Origin of the sequence: Clostridium merdae (assembly GCF_900176635.1) — a bacterium.
GTDB lineage: Bacteria > Bacillota > Clostridia > Oscillospirales > Acutalibacteraceae > Faecalispora > Faecalispora merdae.
Genome location: NZ_FXLN01000004.1, coordinates 1,566,363 through 1,591,543, shown reverse-complemented (window position 1 = coordinate 1,591,543; position 25,181 = coordinate 1,566,363). Strand labels below are relative to the sequence as shown.

Here is a 25,181-nt window from a genome sequence, read left to right as displayed (position 1 = left end):
CGGACTTTGATATAATCCACAATAGACGTCCAATTGCTTATCCCAATATGAGGATAAACTGGTTCCATAGATTTCTTAAATTTATAGGAGGTAGAAGTAATGAGTCATAAGTATGTGTATCTGTTTTCAGAAGGAAACGGCAGTATGAAAAATCTGCTGGGCGGCAAAGGTGCCAACCTGGCAGAAATGACGGTGCTGGGAATGCCGGTGCCGCAGGGCTTTACCATTACAACCGAGGCTTGCACGCAGTACTATAATGATGGGCGACAGATTAACGAAGAAATTCAATCTCAAATTTCAGAATATCTTTCGAAGATGGAAGAGATTTGCGGCAAAAAGTTTGGAGATTCCAAAAATCCGCTGTTGGTTTCTGTTCGTTCCGGCGCACGCGCATCCATGCCCGGTATGATGGATACCATCCTCAATTTGGGCCTGAATGATACCGTAGTGGAAGGCTTGGCAGCGCTAACCAATAACCCCCGCTTTGCTTACGACTCCTACCGCCGTTTCATCCAGATGTTCTCCGACGTTGTTATGGAGATTCCCAAAAGCGATTTTGAGCGTGTTATCGACGCAAAGAAGGAAGAAAAGGGCGTAAAGCAGGATACTGATCTGGATACCGAGGATATGAAGGATTTGGTTGTTCGCTTTAAGGCACTGTACCGTGAGAGAAAGGGAACTGAGTTCCCCACAGAGCCCCGCGAGCAGTTAATGGAAGCCGTTAAGGCGGTGTTCCGCTCTTGGGACAATCCCCGTGCAAACGTATACCGTCGCATCAACGAAATTCCATATGATTGGGGCACCGCAGTCAACGTGCAGTCTATGGTATTTGGTAACATGGGCGATACCTCTGGTACTGGCGTTGCGTTTACCCGTAACCCTGCTACCGGCGAAAAGAAGCTGTTCGGTGAGTACTTAATTAATGCACAGGGCGAAGACGTTGTGGCCGGTATTCGTACCCCAGAACCGATTGACCACCTAAACAGCATTATGCCGGAGGTTTATACCCAGTTCGCAGAAACTGCCCAGCGCCTGGAAGACCACTATACCGACATGCAGGACATGGAGTTCACCATTGAGAATGGTAAGCTGTACATGCTGCAAACCAGAAACGGTAAGCGCACCGCCGCCGCTGCATTAAAGGTTGCGGTTGATTTGGTGGAAGAAGGAAAAATCAGCACGGAAGAAGCTGTTCTGCGTGTAGAGCCCAAGCAATTGGATTCTCTGCTGCATCCTCAGTTTGACCCGGCAGAGCTGAAAAAGGCACAAGCAATCGGTAAGGGCCTTGCGGCATCCCCTGGAGCGGCTTGCGGCCGTGTGGTATTTACCGCGGAGGACGCAAAGGCTTGGAGCGATAAGGGCGAAAAGGTTGTTCTGGTTCGCCTAGAGACTTCTCCCGAAGACATTGAAGGCATGGCAGTTGCACAGGGTATTCTTACCGTTCGTGGCGGCATGACCTCTCACGCTGCGGTTGTTGCCCGTGGAATGGGAACCTGCTGCGTTTCCGGCTGCGGTGAGATTTCGATGCACGAAGAAGAGAAATATTTCACTCTCGGCGGTCAAACCGTGCGTGAGGGTGACTATATCTCCATTGACGGAAGCACCGGCAGCATCTATGGTCAGGCAATGCCCACCATCGAAGCTTCTATCTCCGGTGACTTTGATAAATACATGACTTGGGCAGACGAAGTCCGCCGCTTGCAGGTTTACACCAATGCAGATACTCCGCATGACGCTGCACAGGGCAAAGCATTTGGCGCTCAGGGAATCGGCCTGTGCCGTACCGAGCACATGTTCTTTGAGGGCGACCGCATTAAAGCAATGCGTGAAATGATTGTTGCGAAAACAACAGATGCCCGCCGTAAGGCACTTGCGAAGCTTCTGCCCTACCAGCAGAGCGACTTTGAGGGCATTTACGATGTCATGGAAGAGCTACCGGTGGTTATTCGCTTTATTGACCCACCTCTCCATGAGTTCTTGCCCACCAAGGAAGAGGATATTAAAGAGATTTCAGAAGAGCTTGGCCTCACGGTAGAAGAGCTCAAAGAGATTATTGCAAGCCTGCACGAGTTTAACCCGATGATGGGTCACCGTGGCTGCCGCCTTGCGGTTTCTTATCCTGAAATTGCAGAAATGCAGACCACCGCTGTCATCAGCGCTGCAATTAACATTTCTCGCAAGAAGAATATTAACATCGTGCCTGAGATTATGATTCCGCTTGTTGGCGAAGTAAAAGAGCTGAAATTTGTTAAGGACGTTGTTACCAGCACAGCAGATAAGCTCATTGCAGAATCCGGCATGAACATGAAGTATGAAGTAGGTACAATGATTGAAATTCCCCGCGCTGCTTTAACTGCGGATGAAATTGCAATGGAAGCAGACTTCTTCAGCTTCGGTACCAATGACCTTACCCAGATGACCTTCGGCTTCAGCCGTGACGATGCGGGTAAGTTCCTGGATTACTACTACGAGAACAAGATTTACGAATCCGATCCCTTTGCTCATATTGACCAAAATGGCGTTGGCAAGCTCGTAGAAATGGCAACCGAAAAAGGCCGCGGCGCAAATGCACACCTGCATGTAGGTATTTGCGGCGAGCACGGCGGTGACCCCACCTCCGTAGAGTTCTGCCACCGTACAGGGCTAGACTACGTTTCTTGCTCTCCTTACCGTGTGCCGATTGCTCGCTTGGCTGCTGCTCAGGCTGCAATTAAAGAGAAAAGAGCATCTGCAAAATAATTAATTTTTCAATTTAAAATTATAAATAAGGCGAGTACTGGAAGCGTTTTGCTTTTCAGTACTCGCCCTCTTTTTACCAAAGCACAAGTCGTTATTCCTGTGAAAAAAGGTTACAATAGAGCTCAGTAACCTGTGGCAAAATTCATAATAATATATACAAAAAATAGAATTATTTTTTCTTAATACCCGCGATTTACCAGAATGATTACAGTTCCGTTATTCTCATTGACTTTTCATTTTTATTCGGGTACTATATCGTCAGATTATACAAGAGAAATTGTTTTCCCGGAAAGAGGGTGTTCAGATATGACGAATTTAACTCGTCGTGTGGCAGTAACACTTGTCGCAATTTGTATTTCTGTGACAATGTTGGCAGGTTGTTCTTTGCATAAAAAAAGTGAGAGGATTACCCCAAATCCTACTCCCAGTGAAATAGAAACTGTGGTAAAGCCAGCAAAGCAAGATTCTGGGAAAAAACCAACCACAGAACCGCTGGAGCGGCCAATGGGAACACGGGGAACCTTTAGCTCTTCTTTCTTAACATTGCAAAAGCTATATAATCTTGCTGCCGTACCAACGTATGACGGTTACAACCAATCTACACACCCTAAGATTTTATATTTCCCCAAAGGGTGGAACGGTTATGAATATTGGATGTCAATTACACCGTATCCATTTGGAAACGACGATTATGAGAACCCCTGCATTGTTGCTTCAAACGATGGAAAAACTTGGGTTACGCCTGCGGGGCTGAAAAACCCAATCTCGGGTATTCCATCCGACGTAAAACAGGGCGCACATTATTCCGATTCTCACCTTGTCATGACCGGTGATGTAATGGAAATGTGGTACCGCTATAACAAAGGGAACCCCAAAACAAAGCGCCCAGATTCCAGCATGGATTATTATTACCGTACAATCAGCAGCAATGGCGTAGATTGGTCTGTACCGCAATTGATGCAACAATCAAAAGCTGGCATACTTAGCTTGGCTGTGAATCACGAAAACAATCAATATCAGTTATGGTACACCACGGCTCAAAAGAAGCTGATGCACGCCGTTAGTACCGATGGAACTGCATGGACTGATATAAAGCAGTGCTCTATCGAACTCCCGCAGGGCTACCTGCCTTGGCACCAAGATGTCATTCACTATCAGGGAACATATTACCTGCTCCAAACTGGTATTATGCAAAAGAATTATTCTTTTGCACTCTTTTTATCAAAGTCTACGGATGGAATTAATTTTACAAAGGGTGTTCCTTTTTATCCAAGCAATAATCCTGTAATTTTGGAGAAAACATGGTTGTACCGTAGTACCGTATACGGGGATGGAAATTCGCTTCGTATGATGGTCTCGTACCGTCTGCCTCAAAAGAAATGGTATATGACAGGTGCTTCCGTTACGGTACAGCAATGGAATGATGCGTGTGATAAACAAAAGCCCTTAATTCTGCAAGATCCCAAGCTTCCTGTAAAGAAAAAAACAGAGGACACGGCTCCCCCGAAGGGAATCACGAAATTATCGGAAGAAAAGCCCATTCAAAAATCAAACATATAACTCTCATTTCCCCACTTACAAAACACAGTGTGTGCTTTGTAAGTGGGGATTTCTTTTGCCTTTTTACTGTGCTATAATACGAATGAAACAAAAATCGCTAAAATATTCCATATTTCTTACGAAAAGGGGAGCTTTGTATGCTCTGGAAAGAAAAATACATGCTGGGTGTGCCGCTCATTGATGAACAGCATCAGGAGCTGTTCCGCCGTGTTACCGATTTTGTAGAGATTGTTCGAAAACCAATACCATGGGAACAAAAGACGGAGCGGGTTAGCCAAACTCTAGAATTTATGAAGGATTATGTGGTAACTCATTTTCAAGATGAAGAAAACCTACAGCGAGAGGTGGGGTACCCCGACCTGTCATCACACAAAAAGCTGCATTATGAAATGGTGGCGTATGTGCTGCAAACCTCGCGCGAATACGAAGAAAATGATTACCAGGAACAGCTTATGCAGCAGTTTGCGGGTCGCCTGTTGGCGTGGCTGATTAACCACGTTGCTTCTGAAGACCAGCTGATTGCTAACTTCGTAAAGAGAAAGGAGCAGCAAGCTCATGAATAATACTTTACACCGTTCTTTTTTTGAGGCAACTCAAGAAGTGTTCGAGCTCATGCTCGATTTGGAGGTAACGGAAAACCTTGCATCCACCAATCAAGATGACTGCGGCGATTTTACCATTGCCATCGGCGTAACAGGAGATTTGACGGGAGATGTTTTATATATATTCCCTAAGAGTACCATGCTCCAGATGGTTCGCATTTTAACCGGCGGTATGGAAGTAAACGAGGTAGATGATTTTGTGACCTCCGCTATTGGCGAAATTTCGAATATTATCAGCGGTAAAGCATTAATTGCACTATCTGAAAAAGATGTTACCTGCGATATTCTTCCCCCTCAAATCATACCAAGAGAAGAGAGTAAATGTTCCTATTCAATGGATTCAGGTACTCAAATCGATACGGAGATTGGCAACCTAGGGCTTTTAATACAATTACAAAGCGAGAAGTGATGGGTGCAGACGAATAGTTTTTACTCTATAATTCTTTTTCATTTAAGATAGAACGAAGCGAAAAGGAGCTGTAATAATTTGGATGCAATAAAGCGGTATTTATGTGCGACGAGCTTTTTTACCTTAAGTATCGTTTGTCTTTTGTTTTCAAAGTTTAGTGAATGGGATGTTCCTCTCTACATTTTCTGGGGAAGTGTCCTTATCGGAATGTACCAGCTTTTGTGCGCATGTCTCACAAAAGAGGATTAAGTAAAAAAACAGCACCCAAAGCCAGTATAAACTGGAGGTCGGGTGCTGTTTTTAGTTTACGTGTTCGGTTGGTTCTTCTGTGGGTACATCCTCTTTTATGTCGGGGGAGATGGAAGGAACGTGGATATTGAAATATAGACTAAGCATTCGAATGCTTGTGGTGAAGATGACACTGATTAACACCGCGATGGATTGCGGGATGTGTGTTCTTGTTAGGTAATACAGCAATGCGCCTGCCACCGAGGCCAAGGCGTATATTTCGCGGCGAAGTACAACGGGGATACGCTGAACGAGTACATCGCGAATCATGCCACCGCCAACACCAGTCAGCATCGCAACAAAAATGCACAAGAAGGTCTCGTGTTCATAACCGGCCGAAATGGCGGCATCTACTCCAATTACGGTAAATACAGCCAGCCCCAATGCGTCTGAAATAAGATAGCTCCAGGTGTAAAAGGGATTGTTGCCGTTTACAATTCGGCGGAATCGGCTAAGAGCCAGTAATAAAAATGTAGTGATTGATGCCACAATTAAATAGATTGGATTAACCAGTCCCACAGGGGGAGAAACCCCCAGTATCACATCTCTTAAAATACCGCCCCCAATGGAGGTAGTAACAGCAAGTAAATAAATGCCGAAATAATCGAGCTTGTGCTGCATCGCAATAATTGCGCCAGAAATTGCAAAGGCTACGGTTCCTATTACTTCAAATATCAATAAAAGAGTGGTTGACATCGTGTTGTATCTCTCCCAGTGCAGACCGTCGTCTGAATCCTCTTTAATACATTCTACCTATGCAGTATGCCTTTTTTTGAAAGAATGTTCCAATTCTCATTTCAAAACCCGGCTTAAATAAGCCCCAAATGCCGTAACCCCTTTTCAATTCCGCCACAGAGCATGGAGTCGGTTACATAGTCAGCGGCAGCTTTGGCTTCGGGGACACCGTTCTCCATTGCTACACCGATTCCCACGGTTTTGAGCATGGTAACATCGTTTGAACCGTCGCCAAAAGCAACGGTGTCCTTTAAATCGATTCCGGTATGCTCGCAAAAGTAGCGTATCGCCTGTGCCTTATCCTGATTGGGAAAAGATAAGTCGCCGGAACGTCCACCTGGGTGCAAATTGAGTACCATAGAGCCGGTAAACGCAGGGCGGCAGCGCTCATAATGGTCCTTGTCTAAAAAAATGCAATCCATTGCGCCGGCCTGAACCTGTTCAGGCTCCCAGTCGGTAATAATATAATCGCCCAAATGGTAAACCTGATTAAGCAGCTCAATCATCTCAGGGTTTAAATTTCTGCCCCAGCCATGGTGTAGGCCTACAAAGTTATAAGAGATGTTGTAGGCGTCAAAATGCTCCATAATTTCGCGAATGCGCTCCGTTGAAAAAAATTTCTGCAAAATAGTTTTGCCTTCATGCACCACATGCGTACCGTTCATTCCTATGTAGCTTGTAAAAAAATCTCCAAACATTTTTTTAATGAAGGTTTCTTGCCTGCCAGAGCAGATTGCTACCCCGTGTCCGTTTTGCTTTGCAAGCGCAATGGCTTGCAGTGTACCTTCCGGTACGAAATACCCGTCATTATTGGAGGTAAGGAGGGTGCCGTCTATATCAAAAAAAATCATCTTTTTCATAGGTATCGCTCCTTGTGAATCAATTACGAATGCTACCTTTATTTTTATTTAAACAGAGTGGTTTCTATTTGAAAGGCTCGAAACGGTCTGCAATACATAATTAAAGGAAGCTACGGAAACAATAGCCTTGAAAAATGGGAAAGGATCTGAATCCATGGAATATATCAAGGCATTTGTGGTAGGTGGTCTCATCTGTGTGATCGGCCAGATACTGATCGATAAAACAAAGCTGACTCCCGCCCGCATTTTAGTAATGTTCGTTACTCTGGGCGTTGTTTTAACGGCGGTGGGCCTGTATGAGCCGCTCGTAAAATTTGCAGGGGCCGGTGCTACGGTGCCGTTGTCCGGTTTTGGCTATGCAATGGCCAAGGGCACAGAAGAAGCAGTACGGGAGCATGGCTTGCTCGGCGCGCTGATGGGTGGTGTTACCTCCAGTGCAGCAGGAATCGCAGCAGCTGTATTTTTCGGCTACATTGCAGCGCTTTTAGCGAAGCCGGGGGATAAGTCGTAATAAAACAAAACGGGCAGGAACGGGAACATAAGCTCCTGTTACCCTGCCCAATTTTTTTGCTTTCACTTACTGGATGGAGTAATCCAAATAATGCTCCAGCTCTTCTTCATCCTTCTTCTTCTTTTCAAGGAACAGAAGCGTGGTCGTTACGATCGCGGCTACCGCGACGGCGGCGGAAACAATTCCAAGAATAAGTGCCAACGTATTGTTTTTCCTCATTACAAACGCCTCCAAAAACAAATTAAGCAACCCAGTGTTCGTCCAATTCAATCGTTTGTTATTATGATACCCAAAATTCGCGTAAAAGTCAATTCACAAGCAAATTGCAAGGAGAAGTAAAAGAATTCACTCGAACCCATATAGGGCAGGGTGATTCGTAATTATTTTTATCAAATGGTGCAAATAATAATGCAGTCATTGATTGGAAAGCTAATTTTGGGAATAAAAAAAGCAGAGCACAAAGCTCTGCTTTTCAATACAAAGATTTTGAATACAACCTGTCCTAAAAATTAGGAAGCGCTGGTTGTGTTCAGCTTGCGGGCAAGGGCAGACTTCCTTCTGGCGGCGGTTTTTTTGTGAAGGATTCCTTTAGCAGCAGCTTGGTCAATCTTCTTTATCGCAGTACGAACAGCCTCCGCCTTGTCCTCAGCCTGAGCCTCAAGAGCAAGGTTGGCCTTTTTAATCTCTGTTTTCAAAGCAGAATTGATCGCTTTGTTCTGAAGAGTCTTAGCAGCGATTACCTTAACGCGTTTCTTGGCTGATTTAATATTCGGCATAGTCACACCTCCTTTGTCGCATCTGTCATGTAACAGAAATATTAACACAAAGTAAAAAAAAATGCAAGAATTTTTTCTTACGTTTCGCAAAGTCTTAATAACTTAATGAGTATAGCATAAGAGAGGAGAAAAAGCAATGATTTTTCGCACAGATTTAGCGATTGAAGCAACAGAAACAATTACCCACCCGTATCCCGATATTTCTCAGTCAGAAGAGCAGCATGGAAGATGCAAAATAACACGCATACAAATAGAGGGGCCTGAGGGTGCAAGGCAATTAAATAAAGAAATAGGGAATTACGTTACACTTGAAATGCCGCCCATTTCAGACACCGTCGATTTGGAGGATGAGTGCCAAGAGTTACTGCGAAAAGAAATTGCTGCGCTTTTGCCGGAGGATGGCCTTGTGTTAGTTGCAGGGCTAGGCAACCGGCAAATAACACCCGATGCCTTGGGCCCGCAAACCACGGCTCGCGTGCTAGCCACACGCCACATTAAAGGGGAGCTTGCGCGGGTAACGGGGTTGACCGGACTGCGTGGTGCGGCGGTAATCACCCCTGGTGTTCTGGGTGATACCGGGCTTGAAACAGTAGAGTATCTTCAGGGAATATGCAAGCAACTAAAACCAAGTGCGGTGGTTGTGATTGATGCACTTGCCGCACGCAGTCTGGCAAGGCTTGGCTGTACCGTACAGCTTAGTGATACTGGCATTTCCCCCGGTGAGGGAGTGGGAAACATGCGCCCCCGTATTGACCAGCACACAATGGGCGTTCCTGTCATCGGAATTGGCGTACCCACCGTGGTGGATGTAGAAACTTTGGCGCTCGATTTGTTCGGTGGAGACCGTTCCCGAACGGAAAGCAGTGAAGAAAAATTAACCCCCGGCGGCGCACGAATGGTGGTTACCCCCCGTGAGATTGATTTGCTGGTATTTCGGGCAGCGCACATGCTGGCGATGGGCATTAACCGTGCACTGAATCCCACCCTATCCGTAGAGGATTTAACGATGCTTACCGCACCGTAAATCTGGTATATCCCCAAGCAATAGCGCATACCAATATAACAGTCTGTTTGGGGAGAAGTATATGAAAATTATCAATTTGCAAAGGAAAAAAAGAAATGGTTCCTCGCCGCTGCGTAACGCAACGGCTTTGGTAGTTGCGTTAATTTCAGTTACCTGCTTTATTACACGACTTGGCCCGGAGGTGCTGGCACAAAGAGAAGCGGCGGCTCTCGCCGCGGCTGGGTTTATTATGCCGGACGGTGCTGCAGAGCTTTTGCGTACAGGCCTTTCCGAGCATGATGTTGAAGATCTTGTAGAGCAGCCGGGTCAAAGTAGTTCCCCGGAAAGTTCCTCCGTTGCTGTACGTGACCCCGCAGAGGAGCAAAGCTCTTCTACCGCGGCCTCTGCACAAGAGGGAGACTCATCAGCCACAGCGCAAGAAAGCCAGTCTCCCACTGCCAGCGGGCCCGGCGCAGCGATTCAAGAGCTGGCCATTCAGAATTCAGGAGTACAATTTCAGAATGTATTTGTAAAAAATAGCAATCAAAACCATAAAATAGACATTAAAGCTGAATTAGAGAAGCAACCTGCGGTCAAAATACAAACAGACGGCAAGCCGCAGGTGCTCATTTACCACACACATACAACAGAGGCCTATCTACTTCAAGAAGCGTCTTCTGTCCCCGCTGGGTCGGAAAGCAGAAGTACGGATGGTTCCCGCAGTGTTGTTATGGTAGGCAATGCCATTGCGGCGCAGCTTCGTGCAGTTGGAATTGGCGTGGTGCACGATACCACAATTCACGATTCACCGGCGTACAACGGTTCGTATAACCGTTCAGCTCAAACCATAGCAAAAAATTTAAAGCAATACCCAAGCATTCAGGTCACGCTCGATATTCACCGCGATTCGATGACTGCCGCTAACGGAACACGCTATAAGCCAACAGCAGTGATTAATGGGAAAAAAGCGGCGCAAATTATGATATTATCGGGTTGTGATGACGACGGTACGTTGGGGTTCCCAGATTGGGAGTATAACCTGCGTTTGGGAGTGAGAACGCAAAAGCAACTCTCAGATTTGTTCCCGGGCTTGGCACGTCCGCTCAATTTCTGTGCCAGAAAATATAATTTAAATATGACAAAGGGTTCTTTGCTCGTGGAAGTGGGAACGGAAGTGAATACATTGGATGAAGCAGTGTATTCCGGTGAGCTGTTTGGTGAGGCACTTGCCAAAACGCTTAAATCACTCAAATAAATAATGGTAGGAGCCGTTTCTTCCCCTGCTTTTTCAGGGGAAGAAACGATATTTATGATATGAGATAAAGGAGATACAATTTTGAAGGATGTGAAAGATAGGCGCTGTTTTTGGGCGTCGTTTTTCTCAACTCTCTGCCTGATTATACTTGCCTGCGGAGTGATAATGGTAGATTACCAAACAACAAAGGTGGGTTTTGGGGAAAGGCAGCCCATGATTTTGGTGCAGGTAAGTGAAGAAAAAACAACTCTGAGCCTGCATGTTTTGGGTATGGGTGGGGAGTGGGATATTACCAAGCTAGACCACTGGACACAGCGTGCGGAAAGTGCGGTTATTACGGCAGTGGATGAGGGGCGTAAGCTTTTAAAGGAGATAGAGTTACAAAAAGCTTACAAATAACGACAAAGATTGCTTTTTACGACTTTTTTTGTTATACTGTTTCCTGTAAAAAAATCAAATTTCAGTTACCAGTGTAGGATTAAAATGGAGGAATGGCGCATGTACAGAAGTAAACAGTTCATGGTGTCAATGCTGACGCTGATACTGGGCTTTTCTCTCCTTTGCACACCGGTTCTGGCAACATCCACAGAGCCGAATGTAAGCGGACAAGGCCAGTCTCAAGCAAATGCAGGTGATACGCCCTCTGTACCGAATAGTACACCGGAGCAAGTATCTTCGGCACCACCAAGCAGTACACCGCCAAAACAGGAGGCATCCTCTTCGGTGCCAACAAACGCATCAGTTTCTTCGTCGGTGTCGTCCTCTGCTGTGACTTCGTCCCGTATGTCCTCTTCCAAAGCCTCTAAGAAAAAGACAGTGTCTTCCCAAGTATCCTCTCTTTCCTCATCCGAAGATTCGAGTAGTGAACAGGGAGCTTTTTGGGGCGTTTCAGATGTATCTTCATCCACCATTTCGTTGCCCCCAGTGAGTGCCGTGAGTGAGGCAAACAATCTTATTGCATCTGGTGTGGAAGTTCAAACGCAAAAATCCATGAATTGGTGGGGGATTGTCTCTTGGGCACTAATTGGCCTTGGGATACTTATCGTAATTATTGTGCTTCTTAGCACGTTGCGCAGGCCGCCTCCCGGTGGACCCGGCAGAAAACGCTATCGCCGGCACCCATTCCCAACAAAGAAAAAGCGTTTGCTCAACGATAAATACTACCGAAATAAATATTAATACGCAACATAATTTGAATACTTGCCGTACCTCACTAAAGCTCAGTATGATGGAGTACTGAATGGAGTGTTGAGGTACGGCTTTTTTGTTTTCTATCGATTATCTTGCGATTGTTATGTTCTCTTTTGTCTTAGTTTTGCAAGCGGGACTGTAAAGTAAATGACTGTACATTAAAAGCGAGAATTCCGATAATGCTGAAGAAATTCAGATATATCGCTTACTTTTGTCCTCTCATTACTGGAAAAATATGTAAAGGTGTTTCGCTTGACATATAAAAACTATCCATGAAACCGTATATGTTCAAAATTGGCATAGCGAGTGCTTAAAAAGAAAAAAGAATCCCCGCTAAAGGGGATTCTTTTACTATTGAAGTGTTGAAATATTATACTTCGAGCTGTGCGCTAAATACAATCACAGCTTTTCCAGAGATTTGAATTTCTCTTGGCTCGTTGTTTTCCATTTCTACCTTCACTGAGATGATTCCCGGGCGACCCATCGCCTTGCCTTGCAGAACAGAAAACTGCAAAACTCCATCCGTTGGGGAGAGAAAACCGTAATGTGCCAAGTAACCGCCTAAGGGGCCGTTTGCATTGCCGGTTACGGGGTCTTCCCGCACACCACTGATGGGCGCAAACATTCTGCCGCAGTATTTATAATCGGCATCCTTGGGAGCGGGAGCAAACACATAGAAACCGTTGCACCCAACCTTACCACTGAACCGGCAGAGTGCATCCCAATCTGGCTCTAAATGGTCGAGAGTCTCTTCACTTTGTATGGGTACCATTATTTTGCCGAAGCCCGTGGACGCCTCCTGTATTGGCCAACCTTCTCGCAGCTGCTCGGGAGAAAGGCGAAGTGCTGCGCAAAGCTCCTGAATTTGATTAGCCTGCAAGGGCATTCCCAATCGAAAGATTCCTTGCGTCATGGCAATTTCAATGGAATCGCCATTCCGTATAATATCTACTGGCAGAATTCCTGCTCCAATTTTCTGCATCAAACGCCCTTCTGGTAGATTTTGTTCCAGTGAGCGAACGTAGTGTGATGCAATAGTAGCGTGCCCGCACATGGGCACCTCCTGAACCGGAGTGAAGAACCGAATCTCCACATCATATTCCTTTGAGTCGGAAGAAAAAACAAAGGCGGTTTCCGAGTTGTTTAACTCCCTTGCAATCTCTTGCATTTCCTGTTCCGCTAAACCGTCTGCATTCAGTACAACACCAGCCGGATTTCCCCGAAAACGATGCTCTGTAAAGGCGTCAACTTGATACAATTTGTATTTTTTAGACATGTTTTTCCCTCCTGTATTTTAAAACGTCTGTTTTTAAGAGCTTTTGGGAACCTTTGTTGAAGCGAAACGATGAAACGGACAGTCGGCGGAAGAGTAAAGTCGATTCCAATAGAATTCAGTATTTCTATTTTAAGTTCATTTTCATAGAGTCTAGTGCGAAAAAGGGAAGTCCACAACTGTTATGTAATGAAAAACGAATCCAAAGCCCTGTATCGCTTACATATCTAAGAAGGAAAAGCCTCGAATTTGTTTAGAACACAGTATTACAATTTGAACACTCGAACCGCTTTTAATTAGAAAAAAGTGTTACTATTTGTATAGATTGGCGCATTTTCTCCGCATAGGATAGAAAAAACGCACTTTTACACTTTTAAGCGGGCAAAACAATGTCGTATGCAACCTTGCAGAACAGAAGGATAAGAGAAACAATCAGCATAGGTCGAATCACCTTAGTGTTGTAGCGCAAGGCCAAACCGGAGCCAATGTAATTACCCAGAATGCCGAATACGGCACCTGGTAAACCAAGAATGAAGAGTACCTTGCCAGCAATGGCAAAGGTAACGAGTGAGGAAAGGTTCGACATTAAATTAACTACCTTTGCATTTCCAGATGCGGTAGTCGCATCAAAGCGAGTAAGCCCGGTAAACAAAAAGATGAGGAAGGTTCCGGTACCGGGACCAAAAAATCCGTCGTATGTACCGATGACAAAGCCGATTGCCATGGAAAGGATGGTTAACACAGAAGGTTTTAAAAGCGTGTGCTCATCGGTTTCGCCACGATTCTTTTTCTTTTTTAAGGTAATGAATGCAATGACAGGTAGAACTGCAAGCAGCAGGTAGCGCAGGTATTCTTCGTTAAGCACCATATTCAAGTGTGCGCCGAGCACTGCACCAATGAGTGCCATGGCACCGGCAATTGCCGCCGTGCGAAGGTGAATTTTACCACCGCGCAAATAGCGGATAGTTGCAGTAAGGGTACCGGCTGTGGAAGAAAGCTTGTTTGTGCCCATTGCAAGGTGTGGCGGTAGGCCAATCGCTAAATAGGCAGGTAGAGTAATTAACCCGCCTCCTCCTGAAATGGAGTCGATAAACCCTCCCAGAAAGGTGCAAGTACACACAACGATAAGCTGCAGGAATAAATCATCCATGTCGGTCTCTCCTTTTCTTTGCCCAAAGCAGCGCTTCGGGTATGCGGCGTGAGGTTATTATAGCGAAATTTGTCATTTACTACAATAGAAATTGCTCCATTTGAAATATAAATAATCGTATAGGGGGTATAAAGAAAAGAGGGGGTGAAGCCGCTTTTAAAAAGAATTGCGTTCGTTCCTTGTTACTTTGTTATAAGAGATTTGCTTCTATCATAAATCAATAGCATCAGAGATACTTTAATCGTATGCGAATTCGTTCTTTCCAGTGAATATAAATATAGAAAGTACCCGCCTTGTTATAATACGGCGGGTACTTTGTGTTAGTGGGGTCTTATTTGGCCGTCCCAGTAAATTTCTACCTCATCGCCGTCTTTTAATGGCTCTAAGTAGCCTGCTTCACGCCCATTGATTCGTAACACAATGGAACCCTGTGGAGTGGCTAGGTCAATATCTACGAGATTAAGTGTATCAATCAGGCAGTAAGGGGAGCGGTCGGTTTTTCCGCTGAGCCTTACAGCACGACCGTTTAAAAGCACTAGAACGGGAGGCGTAGTTTGTGGAATTGGAGGTGCCTCTTGCACTGGTTCGGTTGGTTCCGCCGGTTTTGGTTCTGGTTCTTGGGGGAAAGCGGGGCTTGTCTCTGCCGTCTCGAGTAGATTGCTCTGCGTGAGCGCCTCTTTTGCGAGTATATCGGCTAAATCCGTCTCAACCTGTGCTTGTGGATGCTCCTGTTCCTTTAAGCCTTGCTCGATTATTTCAGGTTCTTCCACCGGGAGTTCCATTTCATCGGGCTCATATACTGGCTCTGTCGGGGACCCCTCTCGATTCCAGCTTACCGGTTCAATTCGGTCGCCGGGGTGAAGTAAGGTGTGTGGAGGCTGCGCCTCTCCGTTTATTAAAAATACAGTTCCTTCTGGTACGCCTGCATAAGAGAGTAGTTGTTCCAGTGTGTTAACAGGGCGGGTGCGAATACGGTCACGGGCGCAAATGGGTTGCTCGGCAGTACCAGGGTGCCCATTTACCATCACTCGCAGACCAAGAGGAATTTCTTCCTCCATTAAAAATACAGTTCCCGGTGAGTGTAGGTCGGCTACATCGCCAACGGTAAGGGTTGCATCCTTGCCATTTTGAGCAGGGTCAAACAAAATGGAGTCACCGGCACGCACGGTGTCCGATAGAGAGGCGTCTGTTCCGTTAATCTGTATTGTTGCCACCGTGGGGTGGCCACCGTATATGACCTTATTTTCTCCGTCCAGCTCAAAAACAAGGCTTTTCCCGGAGCGGCCAATCATCTGGTCATGCCGCCAGCCGTTCATGAGTAAAACATCCAATACGGAAAGGCTGTTACTGCGGAACAGCTTTGCTATAGCGCCATTGAGCAGAACGGTAAAGCTGTCACTGATTAAATTGAGCGCCGAAGAAACGGCGATACCCAGAGGGGTTGCGAACTCAGGAGTCATCAGGTTAGAGTCTGCCTTCGTTAAATAGGTGGAAAAGTTTTTTCCACCTAAGGCCACACGGTTTGCGGGAAGCTTGAGCATTTCTGCAACGCAAGGGCAAAGGCCGGGGAGTTTGCTACCACCACCAACCAAAAAGACAGCACTGGGCGCTTCTCCATTGGCTTTAAGGATTTGCTGACTAATTTCTTCACCCAAACGGTGCAATACTGGAGTCACCTTTTCGCTTAGCTCCTCGGCGGTTATCTGCTGGTCAAACCCTAATATATCTTGGAAGAAGATGTCCTCTTGCTGTTCTAACTTCATTTTCATGCGTTCTGCCGTGGGGAAGTCCACTAAATACTCCCGCATCAACGCCTCGGTTACTTCGTCGCCTGCAATCGTTGCCATTGTGTAGCCTACCACACCACCATCCTTTGAAACAGCTATGTCTGACGTACCTGCGCCAATGTCAACGAGGGCAAGATTCAAAAGACGAAGATTCTGCGGTATCGCCGCATTCATGGCGGCAATTGGCTCAAGGGTTAAGCTTGCAACCTCAAGTCCACATTTCTGCATGGCGGTATAAAGGCTGTCCACAACCTCACGGGGGAGAAACGTTGCGATGACATCCGCTTCCAATTGCTCACCGCGGTGGTCAAGCAGGCTGCCCATGGGGTATTTATCCAGAAAATAACGCGAAACGGAGTACCCAACAAGGTAAAATACGGAGCGGCTCTCGTCTTCGACTGTAGGTGCAAATTCCTGCTCTGCCTGTTGTACCGCTCCGGCCTCTAGGCGACAGAGTATTTCAGGCGTAATTACCTGTGGGCTTTGCAGGTTTAGCTCATAGTGAACCTCACAGGTGCGCAGGGCACGGCCGGCCGCCGCCACGCAAACACGGGTAAGAGGGTAGCCCACGCGTTCCTCCAGCCGCCTTTTCACAAGCCCAGCGACACGGCTCACCTGTTCAATGTCTTCTATTTGCCCATCAATCATGGCGCGCTTTTCGTGCTCCGCTATCTCAACGGCACACACCTCCAGCTTTTCGCCTTGGGGCAGGCCTACAATACCGATGATACTGCGTGTACCAATATCCAGTGCAAACACATAGTTCTCCGGTGGGGTTTTCTCCCGAGTATCTGTGGCGGTCTGCCACGCTTGGTTTTCTTCCTGCATTGAAAAAGACCTCCGCTTCATTGTGTTCGCCAAATTACGACCAAATCATACCAACTATATTACAATATGAGAGGGGAAAATGCAATTCTTGGCAGGTGGAAAAGCGCTATTTTCCTACAAGAAAAACAAAATAAATTGGGTGCTAGACAGAACGATGCAAAGATGATATGATGATGCTGTTATCTGGTAGAAAGCCCCGGGCGCAGCGCTAATTTGCGCATTGCCAAGGGGCGGTTTGTTATTTTGCCAGTCTTTTTGATATGGAAAGAACCGGAGGGAAGTTGATTTGAATATTTTGGTGGTGGGCTGCGGGCGCCTTGGCTCTGCACTGGCCGAACAGTTGGATACGGAGGGCCACGACGTAGCTGTGGTGGACGGGCTGGAGGATAACCTTCTGCGTTTGCCGGAAACGTTTAGTGGTGTAAAGGTAACCGGTATGCCCATGGATCAGAGCGTGCTGCAAGCGGCGGGAGTTCAAAACTGCGATGCGGTTGCGGTGGTTACTCCGGATGATAATTTGAATATAACGGTCGCACAAATTGTAAAGAACTTTTTTGGGGTGGAAAACGTGGTTGCCCGAATCTCAGACCCCCGGCGTGAGAGTGTGTTTCATCGTTTTGGGCTGCGTACCGTTTGCCCAACCAACCTTGCGGCAGACGCTATGAATACGGTGCTTACCTCACCATGGGAGCCGGTACAAATGACGTTTGAAACGGCTTCTGTCACGTTCCGTGTGAAAGAAGTGGACGAGCACTATATTGGAAAAGGAATTTCTTCAATTCCAATTGAAGATGGCTGGGTGCCCTTTGGTGTGATTCACCAGAATTTTGAATCGGAGCTTTACGATCACCAAACGGATATTGTGCTAAAAGCAGGCGAAAAACTGATGCAGGCACACGTGAGCGACTAAGTATAAAGGTTATACTAACATAAAACTCATCTGTAACAGGCAGAAGAGCAAGAACTGGCCGAACGTAATTGCTTGCAATATGTGACCAGTAAATAAAGGGAGAATTTCGATGAAAATAGTCATTATGGGCGGCGGTAAGCTGGGGTATAATGTAGCCCGCAATATGCTTGACCGTAAGTACCACATTCGCCTAATTGAAAAGGAATATGCCAAATGCGTTAAAATAGCGAACGATTTGGGAGTTGAGGTTACCTGCGGCGACGGTACCGAGCCCGCTATTTTAGAAAGTGCGCAAACGAAAGACGCAGACGCATTTATTGCCGTAACCGGCAGTGACCAAGATAATCTAGTGGCGGCTCAGCTTGCCAAAATGGAGTTTGGTGCCAAAAAAGTGATTGTGCGGGCAAATAACCCGCGAAATCTGGAGGTGCTCAGAACCATGGGGCCAGACATTGCCGTCTCCAGCACTGAAATTATCACCAATATGATTGAGCAAGAGGTCGATTTGGCAGAAATGCACCTGCTGGCTACCCTTAATAAAGGTCGTGCCGGTATTTGCAGCATGGTGCTTACCGATGACACTTCTCTGCATGGGGTGCGTTTGATGGATATTTCTTTGCCGGAAAATACCCTAATTGTTTCGATTATGCGTGCGGGTCAAATGATTATCCCCAATGGCCGCTCGGTTTTACATGCGGGAGACCAGGTAGTGGCCGTGTGTGAGAATAAAAACCAGAAAAAGCTGCTCCATATTCTTGGAGAACGAAACCACTGATTTCTTAGAACATAAGAAAAACAACATCTATAAAAATTAAGCAAGAAATGAATTGCTTTTTCATATCAAAAGGAGTATTCTATATTGCATGCCCAAAAGGGCATAGTCAGTCGCAAGATCCTGACTTAAAATAAAACTACGGGGGAATTTAAAAATGAAAACAACAGTATCCCGGCGCACTGTATTTTTAGTACAGGGCGCTATGATCGCCGCACTCTACGTGGTACTCACCTTTTTGTCATCTGCCATGGGGCTTGCCTATGGGCCGGTACAGTTCCGGCTATCAGAAGCCCTCACCATTTTACCGGTGTTTACGCCTGCGGCGATTCCCGGTATCACCATCGGCTGCCTTATATCCAATTTAGGGAGCCCATATGGTGTGGTAGACATTCTGTGTGGAACAGGAGCCACTTTGCTGGCGGCGGTTATGTCTTACCAATTACGCCGATTTCGTCTGCGTGGCCTCCCAGTTTTGTCTGCATTGCCGCCCGTTCTGTGTAACGCGTTGGTAATCGGTGCTGAGCTGGCTTTCTTTTTGCCGTCTGGCTTTACGGCAGCGGGCTTTTTTGCTGCTGGGGTGTCCGTTGGTGCGGGCGAGCTGGTTGTGCTTGCGGTGCTGGGGCTGCCTTTGGCTTTCTTGCTAGAGAAATCCGGCACAGCGCAAAAGTTATTCCAACAGTCGGGATACTGATTGAATTTTTAAGGGAGAAGACACATGGGATTGGGCACGACTTTGAGCAAAAAAATGAGAACCACTCCGCCGGTAAGGCTAGTGGTCATCAGCTTTTTGATTCTAATATTGATTGGTGGTCTTATTCTAATGCTGCCGGTTTGCTCACGCAGCGGGCAAGGGACAAGCCTGCCGGATGCCCTGTTCACGTCGGTTTCTGCGGTATGTGTTACGGGTCTTACTAAGTTTGACACTTGGCTGCATTGGAGTACATTTGGTCAAGTGGTGATCTTGCTTTTAATTCAGCTTGGCGGCCTTGGCATTATTACTTTTACCACTGGTTTTGCTCTTCTTTTTCGGCAAAAGGTGGGTTTGCGTGAGCTTTCATTGGCACGCGAAAATTTGCAGGGAGATAACCTGAACGTTTCTCAGCTTCTCCGCATGATTTTAACAGTAACCTTTGTGGCGGAAGGAGCCGGCGCACTTATCATGGCGCTTCGCTTTGTTCCCCAATTTGGGCCTTATGGCCTTTGGCTGGCGATATTTCACTCCGTTTCGGCCTACTGCAACGCAGGGTTCGATATAATGGGCTTTCTACACCCCTATGCCAGCCTGGCCCCCTATGCGGGTGATCCCTTGATAATGATTCCGGCCTATATTCTAATGCTCATTGGCGGCGTTGGCTTTGTGGTAATCAGCGATGTATATTACACAAAGATTTACCGCCGTATAAAGGGGCAAAAGCCCTCTCCGCTTAGCTTTCATACCGTATTGGTGCTGGTTAGTGAGCTTGTTTTACTTACCTTTGGTATGCTGGCATTTTTGTCTTTGGAGTATGACAATACCCTGAGCGGTATGAACTGGGGAGACAAAATCGTTACCGCGTGGTTTCAATCAAACACCATGCGTACCGCCGGTTTTACCGCGGTAGATGTAACACAGCAAAAAGACCTTACTACCCTCATTTCTCTGGTACTCAGCTTTATTGGCGCGGCACCTTGCTCTACCGGTGGCGGTATTAAAACCACTACGCTGGTGGTATTGGTGGCAACGGTAGTGAGTGTGATGCGTGGGCGGGAAGATACGGTAATTCGTCACCATATGATTAGCCACAATGTAGTCTATCGTGCGCTTACCATTTTTACCGGAGGAATTCTAACCGTATTTGTCACTACGGGAATTGTGCTTTTGAGCAATACGGAGCTTAACGTGGGCGCAATAGCGGCTTTGCAAGAGGCAGTAGCGGCATTCAGTACCATCGGTATGAGTCCGAACCTCACACCACTTTTAGATGATCCATCGTTAATTGCGCTTTCTTTTGCAATGTTTATTGGCCGTGTGGGGCTAGTGTCACTTGGCCTATCGGTCTCCATTCGCCACTCAGGGAAGCCTGGCTGCGTAATGCCGGAGGCGCGAATCATAGTAGGGTAAATACAGCTGTATAAAATTTGAGCCTGACGCATTCTTTGCGTCAGGCTTTTTTTGTGCTCCTGCATTGTTCTATTATAAAGATAAAATATGGTTGTACATGAATTGCCCAGTTTAAGATTTCTAGAAGAAATAACCAACAAGGTACAAATTCCTACAAGAATAGAAAAGGAACTGCCGCAAAATCATTTTTCGGCAGTTTCTTTATTTATAATATAGATTTTAGGGGGTTAAATGGGATATAAGTACCCGGCAACCTCTTTTGCAGGGGTTGTGGAGGTGATGGTAATTTGCGGTTCTGGGGTACCTTGATATTCCCCGTAATGAAGCGTGCCCTCTACGGTGATCCATTCGTTCTCTTTTAACTCATTTACCTTATCATACTGGCAAAGAAGGCCAAGTGGCGTAAGATCCGCAACACAGCAGCTCATCATTAGCCTTGCAGGTACAAATTCATTGCTCTTCATCTGTGAGGAATCGCGAAAGACAAAGCCTGTCATACGAACATGGTAGCCATCGTACCTTTGCGGATTCTCGTAAAAGGCGGTTATCCACAAGTAAAACTCACTGTCACTTACGGTAATGGTTTGATTGGCTTCATCCAGTCCGGTAAGTGTGCCGTAAGCCTGCTCCGGCTGTTTGGTATTGGAAGCAGCTTGCTGTTGTACTGTATTGGGGGAGTTTGCTGCACCCACATAGCCGGAAGAAAGAGAGGACGAGGTTACTGCACTGTGGGGAAGCAAAAGCAATAAAAGAGGAAGAGCTAGGGTAAGGCAGTGCGCAGTGCGCGGTTTTTGTATGGAGCGGGTACGCCCTAGCATACCAAAAACGCCCCAAAGTAGCATAACGGCAACGGTAAAATATAGGTATGGGAGTGTTTTTGGAGTAACGTACTGCAAATACGCTCCGGTAAGCGCCAAGTACAAAATCATGGCGGCAAACGATAAACAGCAGGCAGCCTCGAGGAGGGTTTGCGAGCTGTGTGTTCTTTTATCCATAGCAGATTAGCCTCCTACAAAAAAGCGTGCGGTAGCGTAAACAACCACAAAGCAGACGGCAAAGCATACAAATAGAAGCTTCGCAACAAATCGGCGGGAGAAGCCACCGGAAAGCATTAATACATTCTTGATGTCCATCATAGGGCCAAATACGAGAAAGCCCATTACTGGCTCCATGGGGAAGCGGGCAGCAAAGCTCTTTGCAACCACTGCATCGGAGGAGGAGCAAAGAGATAGCAAAAACGCCATGGCCATCATAAAGAGCAAGGATAGTGCAAAATCCGTAGGGGTTTGCAGCAAGAGGGAGTTCGACACCATTACTTGGAAGAGAGCGGCGAGGAACGCACCCACCGTCAGGTATTTCGCTACACCAAAGAACTCAGCTTGAGAGTGGCGAAGTAAAAGTGAAACACGCTGTGCCACGGTTGTTGCATCCTCTGCGCCGCCATAGCACCCGCAGGAGCACATAATGCGGTCGTAACCTGAGGAAACGGAGGTCGCCTTGCTGGGCCGCAGTGCAAACCAGCCACCAATCAGTATAGCAGAGAGAATTCCCATGCCGACGCGCCCGAGCATAACCGAAAGATTCCCGTTAAATGCGGCGTAGGTGGAGAGCATGACCACAGGGTTAATGACCGGGGTGGCAGTCATAAAGGTAACCGCCGCCGGTAGAGGTACCCCCTTTTTTACCAGACTGCGAAAGATGGGAATGGAAGCGCAGTCGCATACCGGCAGGCAAAAGCCTGCTAAAATGGCGACCAGCATCCCACCCGCCAGATTTTTAGGGAATAAACGCTCGATGGTTCGTTGCGGGATAAAAACCTGGATTGCCGAAGAGATGAAAACTCCGATGATAAGAAAGGGGATGCCTTGCAGCATTATGCCAAGGAATATGTTAATCACCGTATTGATGCGAGTTTGTGATAAGTGGAAGACTGCCTCGGCACCCAAATACAGTGCGGCAAAAGAGAGGATGAAGAGGGCAAACCCGGCGGCAGGGTTGCTCTTTCGTCGTGTTGCCCGCTGGAAGATTTCTGGGGTTGCGTCATCATCCAGAACCCGTACCCCGGGGTTGATTTCTCGCAGGAGCTTTCGGGCACTGCGAAATTCAGCATCGGTAAACGCATTTCGAATGACTGCAAAATCGCAGGCGGCAATTTGCTCAGGAAGAGCAGAGCCGGTTCGACCCAATAACTGTGATAGCGTTTGCGCATCTGCCATATGTATCATGCGTTTGATTTGGCAGCCAGAAAGCTGCGGACGCGAAAATAAGGAGTACAGCTCTTCAAGGGGCGTTACCCCGTTCCATTCCACCCATATTTCATCTGGCGGGGAATCTGTTACATAGTTACCGATGCTAGTAGCCGCTTTTTCCGGTGACTGCTCAAGTACACGCTTTGGTACCACCATAATATCGCAGCCTGTTTTCTCTGAGATTTCTTCCAGACCCGATTCAAACTGCACGATTAGTCGGTGCTTTTTGGTTCTCTTCTCCAATAAATGATTGAGTAAGGTGGTTTTACCGGATTCGAGGAACCCCGTTACCACATATACAGGAATAGACAAGTGTTCACCTCTTTTTAAAAACCTGTTTTAGCGCTTGCTTATTCAAATCTTTACCAATAATGCACAGCGCACTAGGCTGCAAATCGCAAGGCGTCAAATTCAGCTCACCGGGCAAGTACTGTACGGTAACCGAACCCGTTTCAGTACCAACAATGCCTTTGGCGCGCAGAATATGACCGAATTGCTTCGACTGCAGAGTGCGAAAGACATGCTTCAATTCGTCTGTGGTTATGGTGTGAGGGAGTTGAATATTCAGCGTTTCAAAGGCTTCCTCTGCGGTATGGCTGTGGCAGCACTCGTCATCATGGTGGTGATGATGGTCGTGATGGCAGCATTCTTCGCTGTGATTATGATGGTGATGGTCTTGATGACAGCAGCAGCCCTCGTCGTGGCATTCCTCATGGCTGATGGGTGCGGACGCCTGCCCTAGAAGAGCGGGAATACCCAAAGAGCTCCAAGCTTCATCCATAACCAACACGTTCGGAGCCAGTGAAGCAAGCAGCTTTTTTGCCCCACTTACTTTCTCTGGGTTCTGCTCCGTTCGGCTGAGCAGAATGACATCGGCATGCTGAATTTGATCCTCATAAAACTCACCAAAATTATCTATGTACATGCGGCAGCGGACAACATCTGCAATGGTGATTTTGCGCCGTATCTGTGCTAATTCAGCTATTTTGGGGGCTTGGCACGCCGCTTCAATATCGGAAAGCTTGCCAACGCCGGAAGGCTCAATCAGAATCTGCTTTGGAGAAAATTCGTTTAGTACCTCCCAAATCGCAGCCTGAAAATCGCCAGTTAGGCTGCAACAGATACAGCCGGCACTCAGTTCCTTTACAGCAAACCCTCCGGAGCGGATGAGGGAGGTATCCAGGCTCACCTCGCCAAAATCATTTTCAATGACTACGGTCTCTTCGGGTTTGAATGCTTCCCGCAGTAAGCGGTCAATCAGCGTGGTTTTTCCTGCACCCAAAAAGCCAGAGATAAGGTAAATATCCGTTTTCATAGAAGTCTCCTTCGCAAACCTACACACTTGCTCGCCGATTGGCGCCAAACACGCTTTTTGCGAGCAAAATAATGACCAATACCACAACGCCGATTAATACAATTGTTGCGCCGGGGCGTAAACGGGCGTAGTACGATACAAATAACCCTGAAACCGTAAACAGTAAGGCAAACACAACGGCCCAAAGCACCGTTTGGCGGTAGCTTTTCGCAATCTGCATGGCGCAGGTGACGGGGATAACCATCAGCGATGATATAATAAGCGCACCAACCGTACGTGCCGCTACGGATACCGTAATGGCGGTAAGTATGGTGAAAATAAAGTTTACTGCTTTTACAGGAACACCGGCGAGCCTAGCGGTGCGTTCGTCTAGTGTAATTAAAAACAATTCACGGTACAAAACCAGAAAGCAAATCAAAACAGCCGCACTAATACAGCAAACAAGCACCAGCTCAAAATCACTGATAGCAACGATGCTTCCAAATAAAAAGCTATTAAAATTAGCGGCATTCTTTACAAAGCTGGAAAGTACGCCTGCTAGCCCCACACCGGCAGATAAAATAATGGCGATGGAGAGCTCAGAATACTTGGGGATTTTCTTGCGGATTGCCTCAATACTCAAAGCGGCAGCAATACAGGCAACAACGGCACCCAATATGGGGTTTATGCCCAGTACCAAACCGGCAGCAACACCTGCAAGGCTGGTGTGTGAGAGTGCATCGCCCATCATCGAAAGGCGTTTGAGCACCACCACAATACCAATGCAGGGCACAGTCGCCGCCAAAAGAATGCCGACTAGAAAGGCCCGCCTCATAAATTCATAGTCCAGTATGGACACCAAAAACCATTCCTTTCAATGGGAGA

At 46.9% G+C, this 25,181-nt stretch carries 24 protein-coding genes; 13 read left to right on the top strand and 11 right to left on the bottom strand.

Annotated features, from left to right (window positions below; genetic code table 11):
- Nucleotides 1-99 precede the first annotated feature (99 nt).
- The 4 genes from ppdK to CAN90_RS13285 all read left to right on the top strand — a co-directional run bounded on the left by ppdK (nucleotide 100) and on the right by CAN90_RS13285 (nucleotide 5,310).
- Complete coding sequence (gene ppdK, locus CAN90_RS13300) at nucleotides 100-2,739, top strand: pyruvate, phosphate dikinase (RefSeq protein ID WP_085834277.1); 2,640 nt, start codon at nucleotides 100-102, stop codon at nucleotides 2,737-2,739.
- Between the two features lie 306 nt (nucleotides 2,740-3,045).
- Nucleotides 3,046-4,299: a glycoside hydrolase family protein gene (locus CAN90_RS13295; protein ID WP_085834276.1), complete on the top strand. Its 1,254-nt coding sequence runs from the start codon at nucleotides 3,046-3,048 to the stop codon at nucleotides 4,297-4,299.
- A gap of 137 nt (nucleotides 4,300-4,436) precedes the next feature.
- Complete coding sequence (locus CAN90_RS13290; protein ID WP_085834275.1) at nucleotides 4,437-4,862, top strand: bacteriohemerythrin; 426 nt, start codon at nucleotides 4,437-4,439, stop codon at nucleotides 4,860-4,862.
- Nucleotides 4,855-5,310 carry a chemotaxis protein CheX gene (locus CAN90_RS13285; protein WP_085834274.1) on the top strand — a complete coding sequence of 152 codons (456 nt, stop codon included), beginning with the start codon at nucleotides 4,855-4,857 and terminating at the stop codon, nucleotides 5,308-5,310. Before CAN90_RS13290 ends, CAN90_RS13285 begins: the two co-directional genes overlap by 8 nt.
- A 300-nt stretch (nucleotides 5,311-5,610) precedes the next feature.
- Here the strand turns inward: CAN90_RS13285 and CAN90_RS13280 are convergent, their stop codons facing one another.
- Both CAN90_RS13280 and CAN90_RS13275 read right to left on the bottom strand, forming a co-directional pair.
- Nucleotides 5,611-6,294, bottom strand: a complete 684-nt coding sequence (locus tag CAN90_RS13280; RefSeq protein ID WP_085834273.1) for a trimeric intracellular cation channel family protein — start codon at nucleotides 6,292-6,294, stop codon at nucleotides 5,611-5,613.
- A gap of 113 nt (nucleotides 6,295-6,407) precedes the next feature.
- Nucleotides 6,408-7,193, bottom strand: coding sequence for an HAD family hydrolase (locus CAN90_RS13275; protein ID WP_242953661.1), 786 nt, complete (start codon nucleotides 7,191-7,193; stop codon nucleotides 6,408-6,410).
- A gap of 154 nt (nucleotides 7,194-7,347) precedes the next feature.
- Here CAN90_RS13275 and spoVAE point away from each other — a divergent pair, with 154 nt between their 5' ends.
- A complete protein-coding gene (spoVAE, locus tag CAN90_RS13270) occupies nucleotides 7,348-7,704 on the top strand; it encodes a stage V sporulation protein AE (protein ID WP_085834272.1) in 357 nt (118 codons plus the stop codon).
- A 66-nt stretch (nucleotides 7,705-7,770) separates the two neighbouring features.
- Here spoVAE and CAN90_RS13775 read toward each other — a convergent pair whose 3' ends face one another.
- Nucleotides 7,771-7,923 carry a hypothetical protein gene (locus CAN90_RS13775; RefSeq protein WP_009060536.1) on the bottom strand — a complete coding sequence of 51 codons (153 nt, stop codon included), beginning with the start codon at nucleotides 7,921-7,923 and terminating at the stop codon, nucleotides 7,771-7,773.
- Nucleotides 7,924-8,213: 290 nt separating this feature from the next.
- Nucleotides 8,214-8,480, bottom strand: a complete 267-nt coding sequence (rpsT, locus tag CAN90_RS13265; protein ID WP_085834271.1) for a 30S ribosomal protein S20 — start codon at nucleotides 8,478-8,480, stop codon at nucleotides 8,214-8,216.
- Between the two features lie 136 nt (nucleotides 8,481-8,616).
- Between rpsT and gpr the strand changes: the two genes are divergently transcribed.
- The 4 genes from gpr to CAN90_RS13535 all read left to right on the top strand — a co-directional run bounded on the left by gpr (nucleotide 8,617) and on the right by CAN90_RS13535 (nucleotide 11,917).
- A complete protein-coding gene (gene gpr / locus CAN90_RS13260; RefSeq protein ID WP_085834270.1) occupies nucleotides 8,617-9,504 on the top strand; it encodes a GPR endopeptidase in 888 nt (295 codons plus the stop codon).
- 61 nt (nucleotides 9,505-9,565) lie between these two features.
- Complete coding sequence (gene spoIIP, locus CAN90_RS13255; RefSeq protein ID WP_085834269.1) at nucleotides 9,566-10,738, top strand: stage II sporulation protein P; 1,173 nt, start codon at nucleotides 9,566-9,568, stop codon at nucleotides 10,736-10,738.
- A gap of 90 nt (nucleotides 10,739-10,828) precedes the next feature.
- Entirely contained in the window at nucleotides 10,829-11,137 is a 309-nt protein-coding gene (locus CAN90_RS13250) for a hypothetical protein (protein ID WP_242953671.1), read from the top strand.
- Between the two features lie 99 nt (nucleotides 11,138-11,236).
- A complete protein-coding gene (locus CAN90_RS13535; RefSeq protein ID WP_143750837.1) occupies nucleotides 11,237-11,917 on the top strand; it encodes a hypothetical protein in 681 nt (226 codons plus the stop codon).
- A 382-nt stretch (nucleotides 11,918-12,299) separates the two neighbouring features.
- Here the strand turns inward: CAN90_RS13535 and CAN90_RS13240 are convergent, their stop codons facing one another.
- The 3 genes from CAN90_RS13240 to CAN90_RS13230 form a co-directional block, all read right to left on the bottom strand.
- Complete coding sequence (locus tag CAN90_RS13240; protein ID WP_085834266.1) at nucleotides 12,300-13,205, bottom strand: PhzF family isomerase; 906 nt, start codon at nucleotides 13,203-13,205, stop codon at nucleotides 12,300-12,302.
- 370 nt (nucleotides 13,206-13,575) lie between these two features.
- On the bottom strand, nucleotides 13,576-14,352 hold the full coding sequence (locus tag CAN90_RS13235) for a TSUP family transporter (RefSeq protein ID WP_085834265.1): 777 nt from the start codon (nucleotides 14,350-14,352) through the stop codon (nucleotides 13,576-13,578).
- Between the two features lie 320 nt (nucleotides 14,353-14,672).
- Nucleotides 14,673-16,967, bottom strand: a complete 2,295-nt coding sequence (locus tag CAN90_RS13230; protein ID WP_085834264.1) for a cell division protein FtsA — start codon at nucleotides 16,965-16,967, stop codon at nucleotides 14,673-14,675.
- Nucleotides 16,968-17,253: 286 nt separating this feature from the next.
- Here CAN90_RS13230 and CAN90_RS13225 point away from each other — a divergent pair, with 286 nt between their 5' ends.
- The 4 genes from CAN90_RS13225 to CAN90_RS13210 all read left to right on the top strand — a co-directional run bounded on the left by CAN90_RS13225 (nucleotide 17,254) and on the right by CAN90_RS13210 (nucleotide 20,753).
- Nucleotides 17,254-17,877 carry a potassium channel family protein gene (locus tag CAN90_RS13225; RefSeq protein WP_085834263.1) on the top strand — a complete coding sequence of 208 codons (624 nt, stop codon included), beginning with the start codon at nucleotides 17,254-17,256 and terminating at the stop codon, nucleotides 17,875-17,877.
- Nucleotides 17,878-17,986: 109 nt separating this feature from the next.
- A complete protein-coding gene (locus CAN90_RS13220) occupies nucleotides 17,987-18,652 on the top strand; it encodes a potassium channel family protein (RefSeq protein ID WP_085834262.1) in 666 nt (221 codons plus the stop codon).
- Between the two features lie 154 nt (nucleotides 18,653-18,806).
- The gene (locus CAN90_RS13215; RefSeq protein WP_085834261.1) at nucleotides 18,807-19,343 is read left to right on the top strand and encodes a QueT transporter family protein; all 537 of its coding nucleotides are present in this window, start codon (nucleotides 18,807-18,809) and stop codon (nucleotides 19,341-19,343) included.
- 24 nt (nucleotides 19,344-19,367) lie between these two features.
- Complete coding sequence (locus tag CAN90_RS13210; protein ID WP_085834260.1) at nucleotides 19,368-20,753, top strand: TrkH family potassium uptake protein; 1,386 nt, start codon at nucleotides 19,368-19,370, stop codon at nucleotides 20,751-20,753.
- 227 nt (nucleotides 20,754-20,980) lie between these two features.
- Here CAN90_RS13210 and CAN90_RS13205 read toward each other — a convergent pair whose 3' ends face one another.
- The 4 genes from CAN90_RS13205 to CAN90_RS13190 are packed head-to-tail and all read right to left on the bottom strand — an operon-like array spanning nucleotide 20,981 to nucleotide 25,131.
- Nucleotides 20,981-21,748: a TIGR03943 family putative permease subunit gene (locus tag CAN90_RS13205; protein ID WP_085834259.1), complete on the bottom strand. Its 768-nt coding sequence runs from the start codon at nucleotides 21,746-21,748 to the stop codon at nucleotides 20,981-20,983.
- A 6-nt stretch (nucleotides 21,749-21,754) separates the two neighbouring features.
- Nucleotides 21,755-23,314 (bottom strand): permease, encoded by a 1,560-nt coding sequence (locus tag CAN90_RS13200; RefSeq protein WP_085834258.1) that lies wholly within the window; start codon nucleotides 23,312-23,314, stop codon nucleotides 21,755-21,757.
- 4 nt (nucleotides 23,315-23,318) lie between these two features.
- Nucleotides 23,319-24,317 carry a CobW family GTP-binding protein gene (locus tag CAN90_RS13195; RefSeq protein ID WP_085834257.1) on the bottom strand — a complete coding sequence of 333 codons (999 nt, stop codon included), beginning with the start codon at nucleotides 24,315-24,317 and terminating at the stop codon, nucleotides 23,319-23,321.
- A 19-nt stretch (nucleotides 24,318-24,336) separates the two neighbouring features.
- On the bottom strand, nucleotides 24,337-25,131 hold the full coding sequence (locus CAN90_RS13190) for a metal ABC transporter permease (RefSeq protein WP_423236547.1): 795 nt from the start codon (nucleotides 25,129-25,131) through the stop codon (nucleotides 24,337-24,339).
- Between the last annotated feature and the right edge of the window lie 50 nt (nucleotides 25,132-25,181).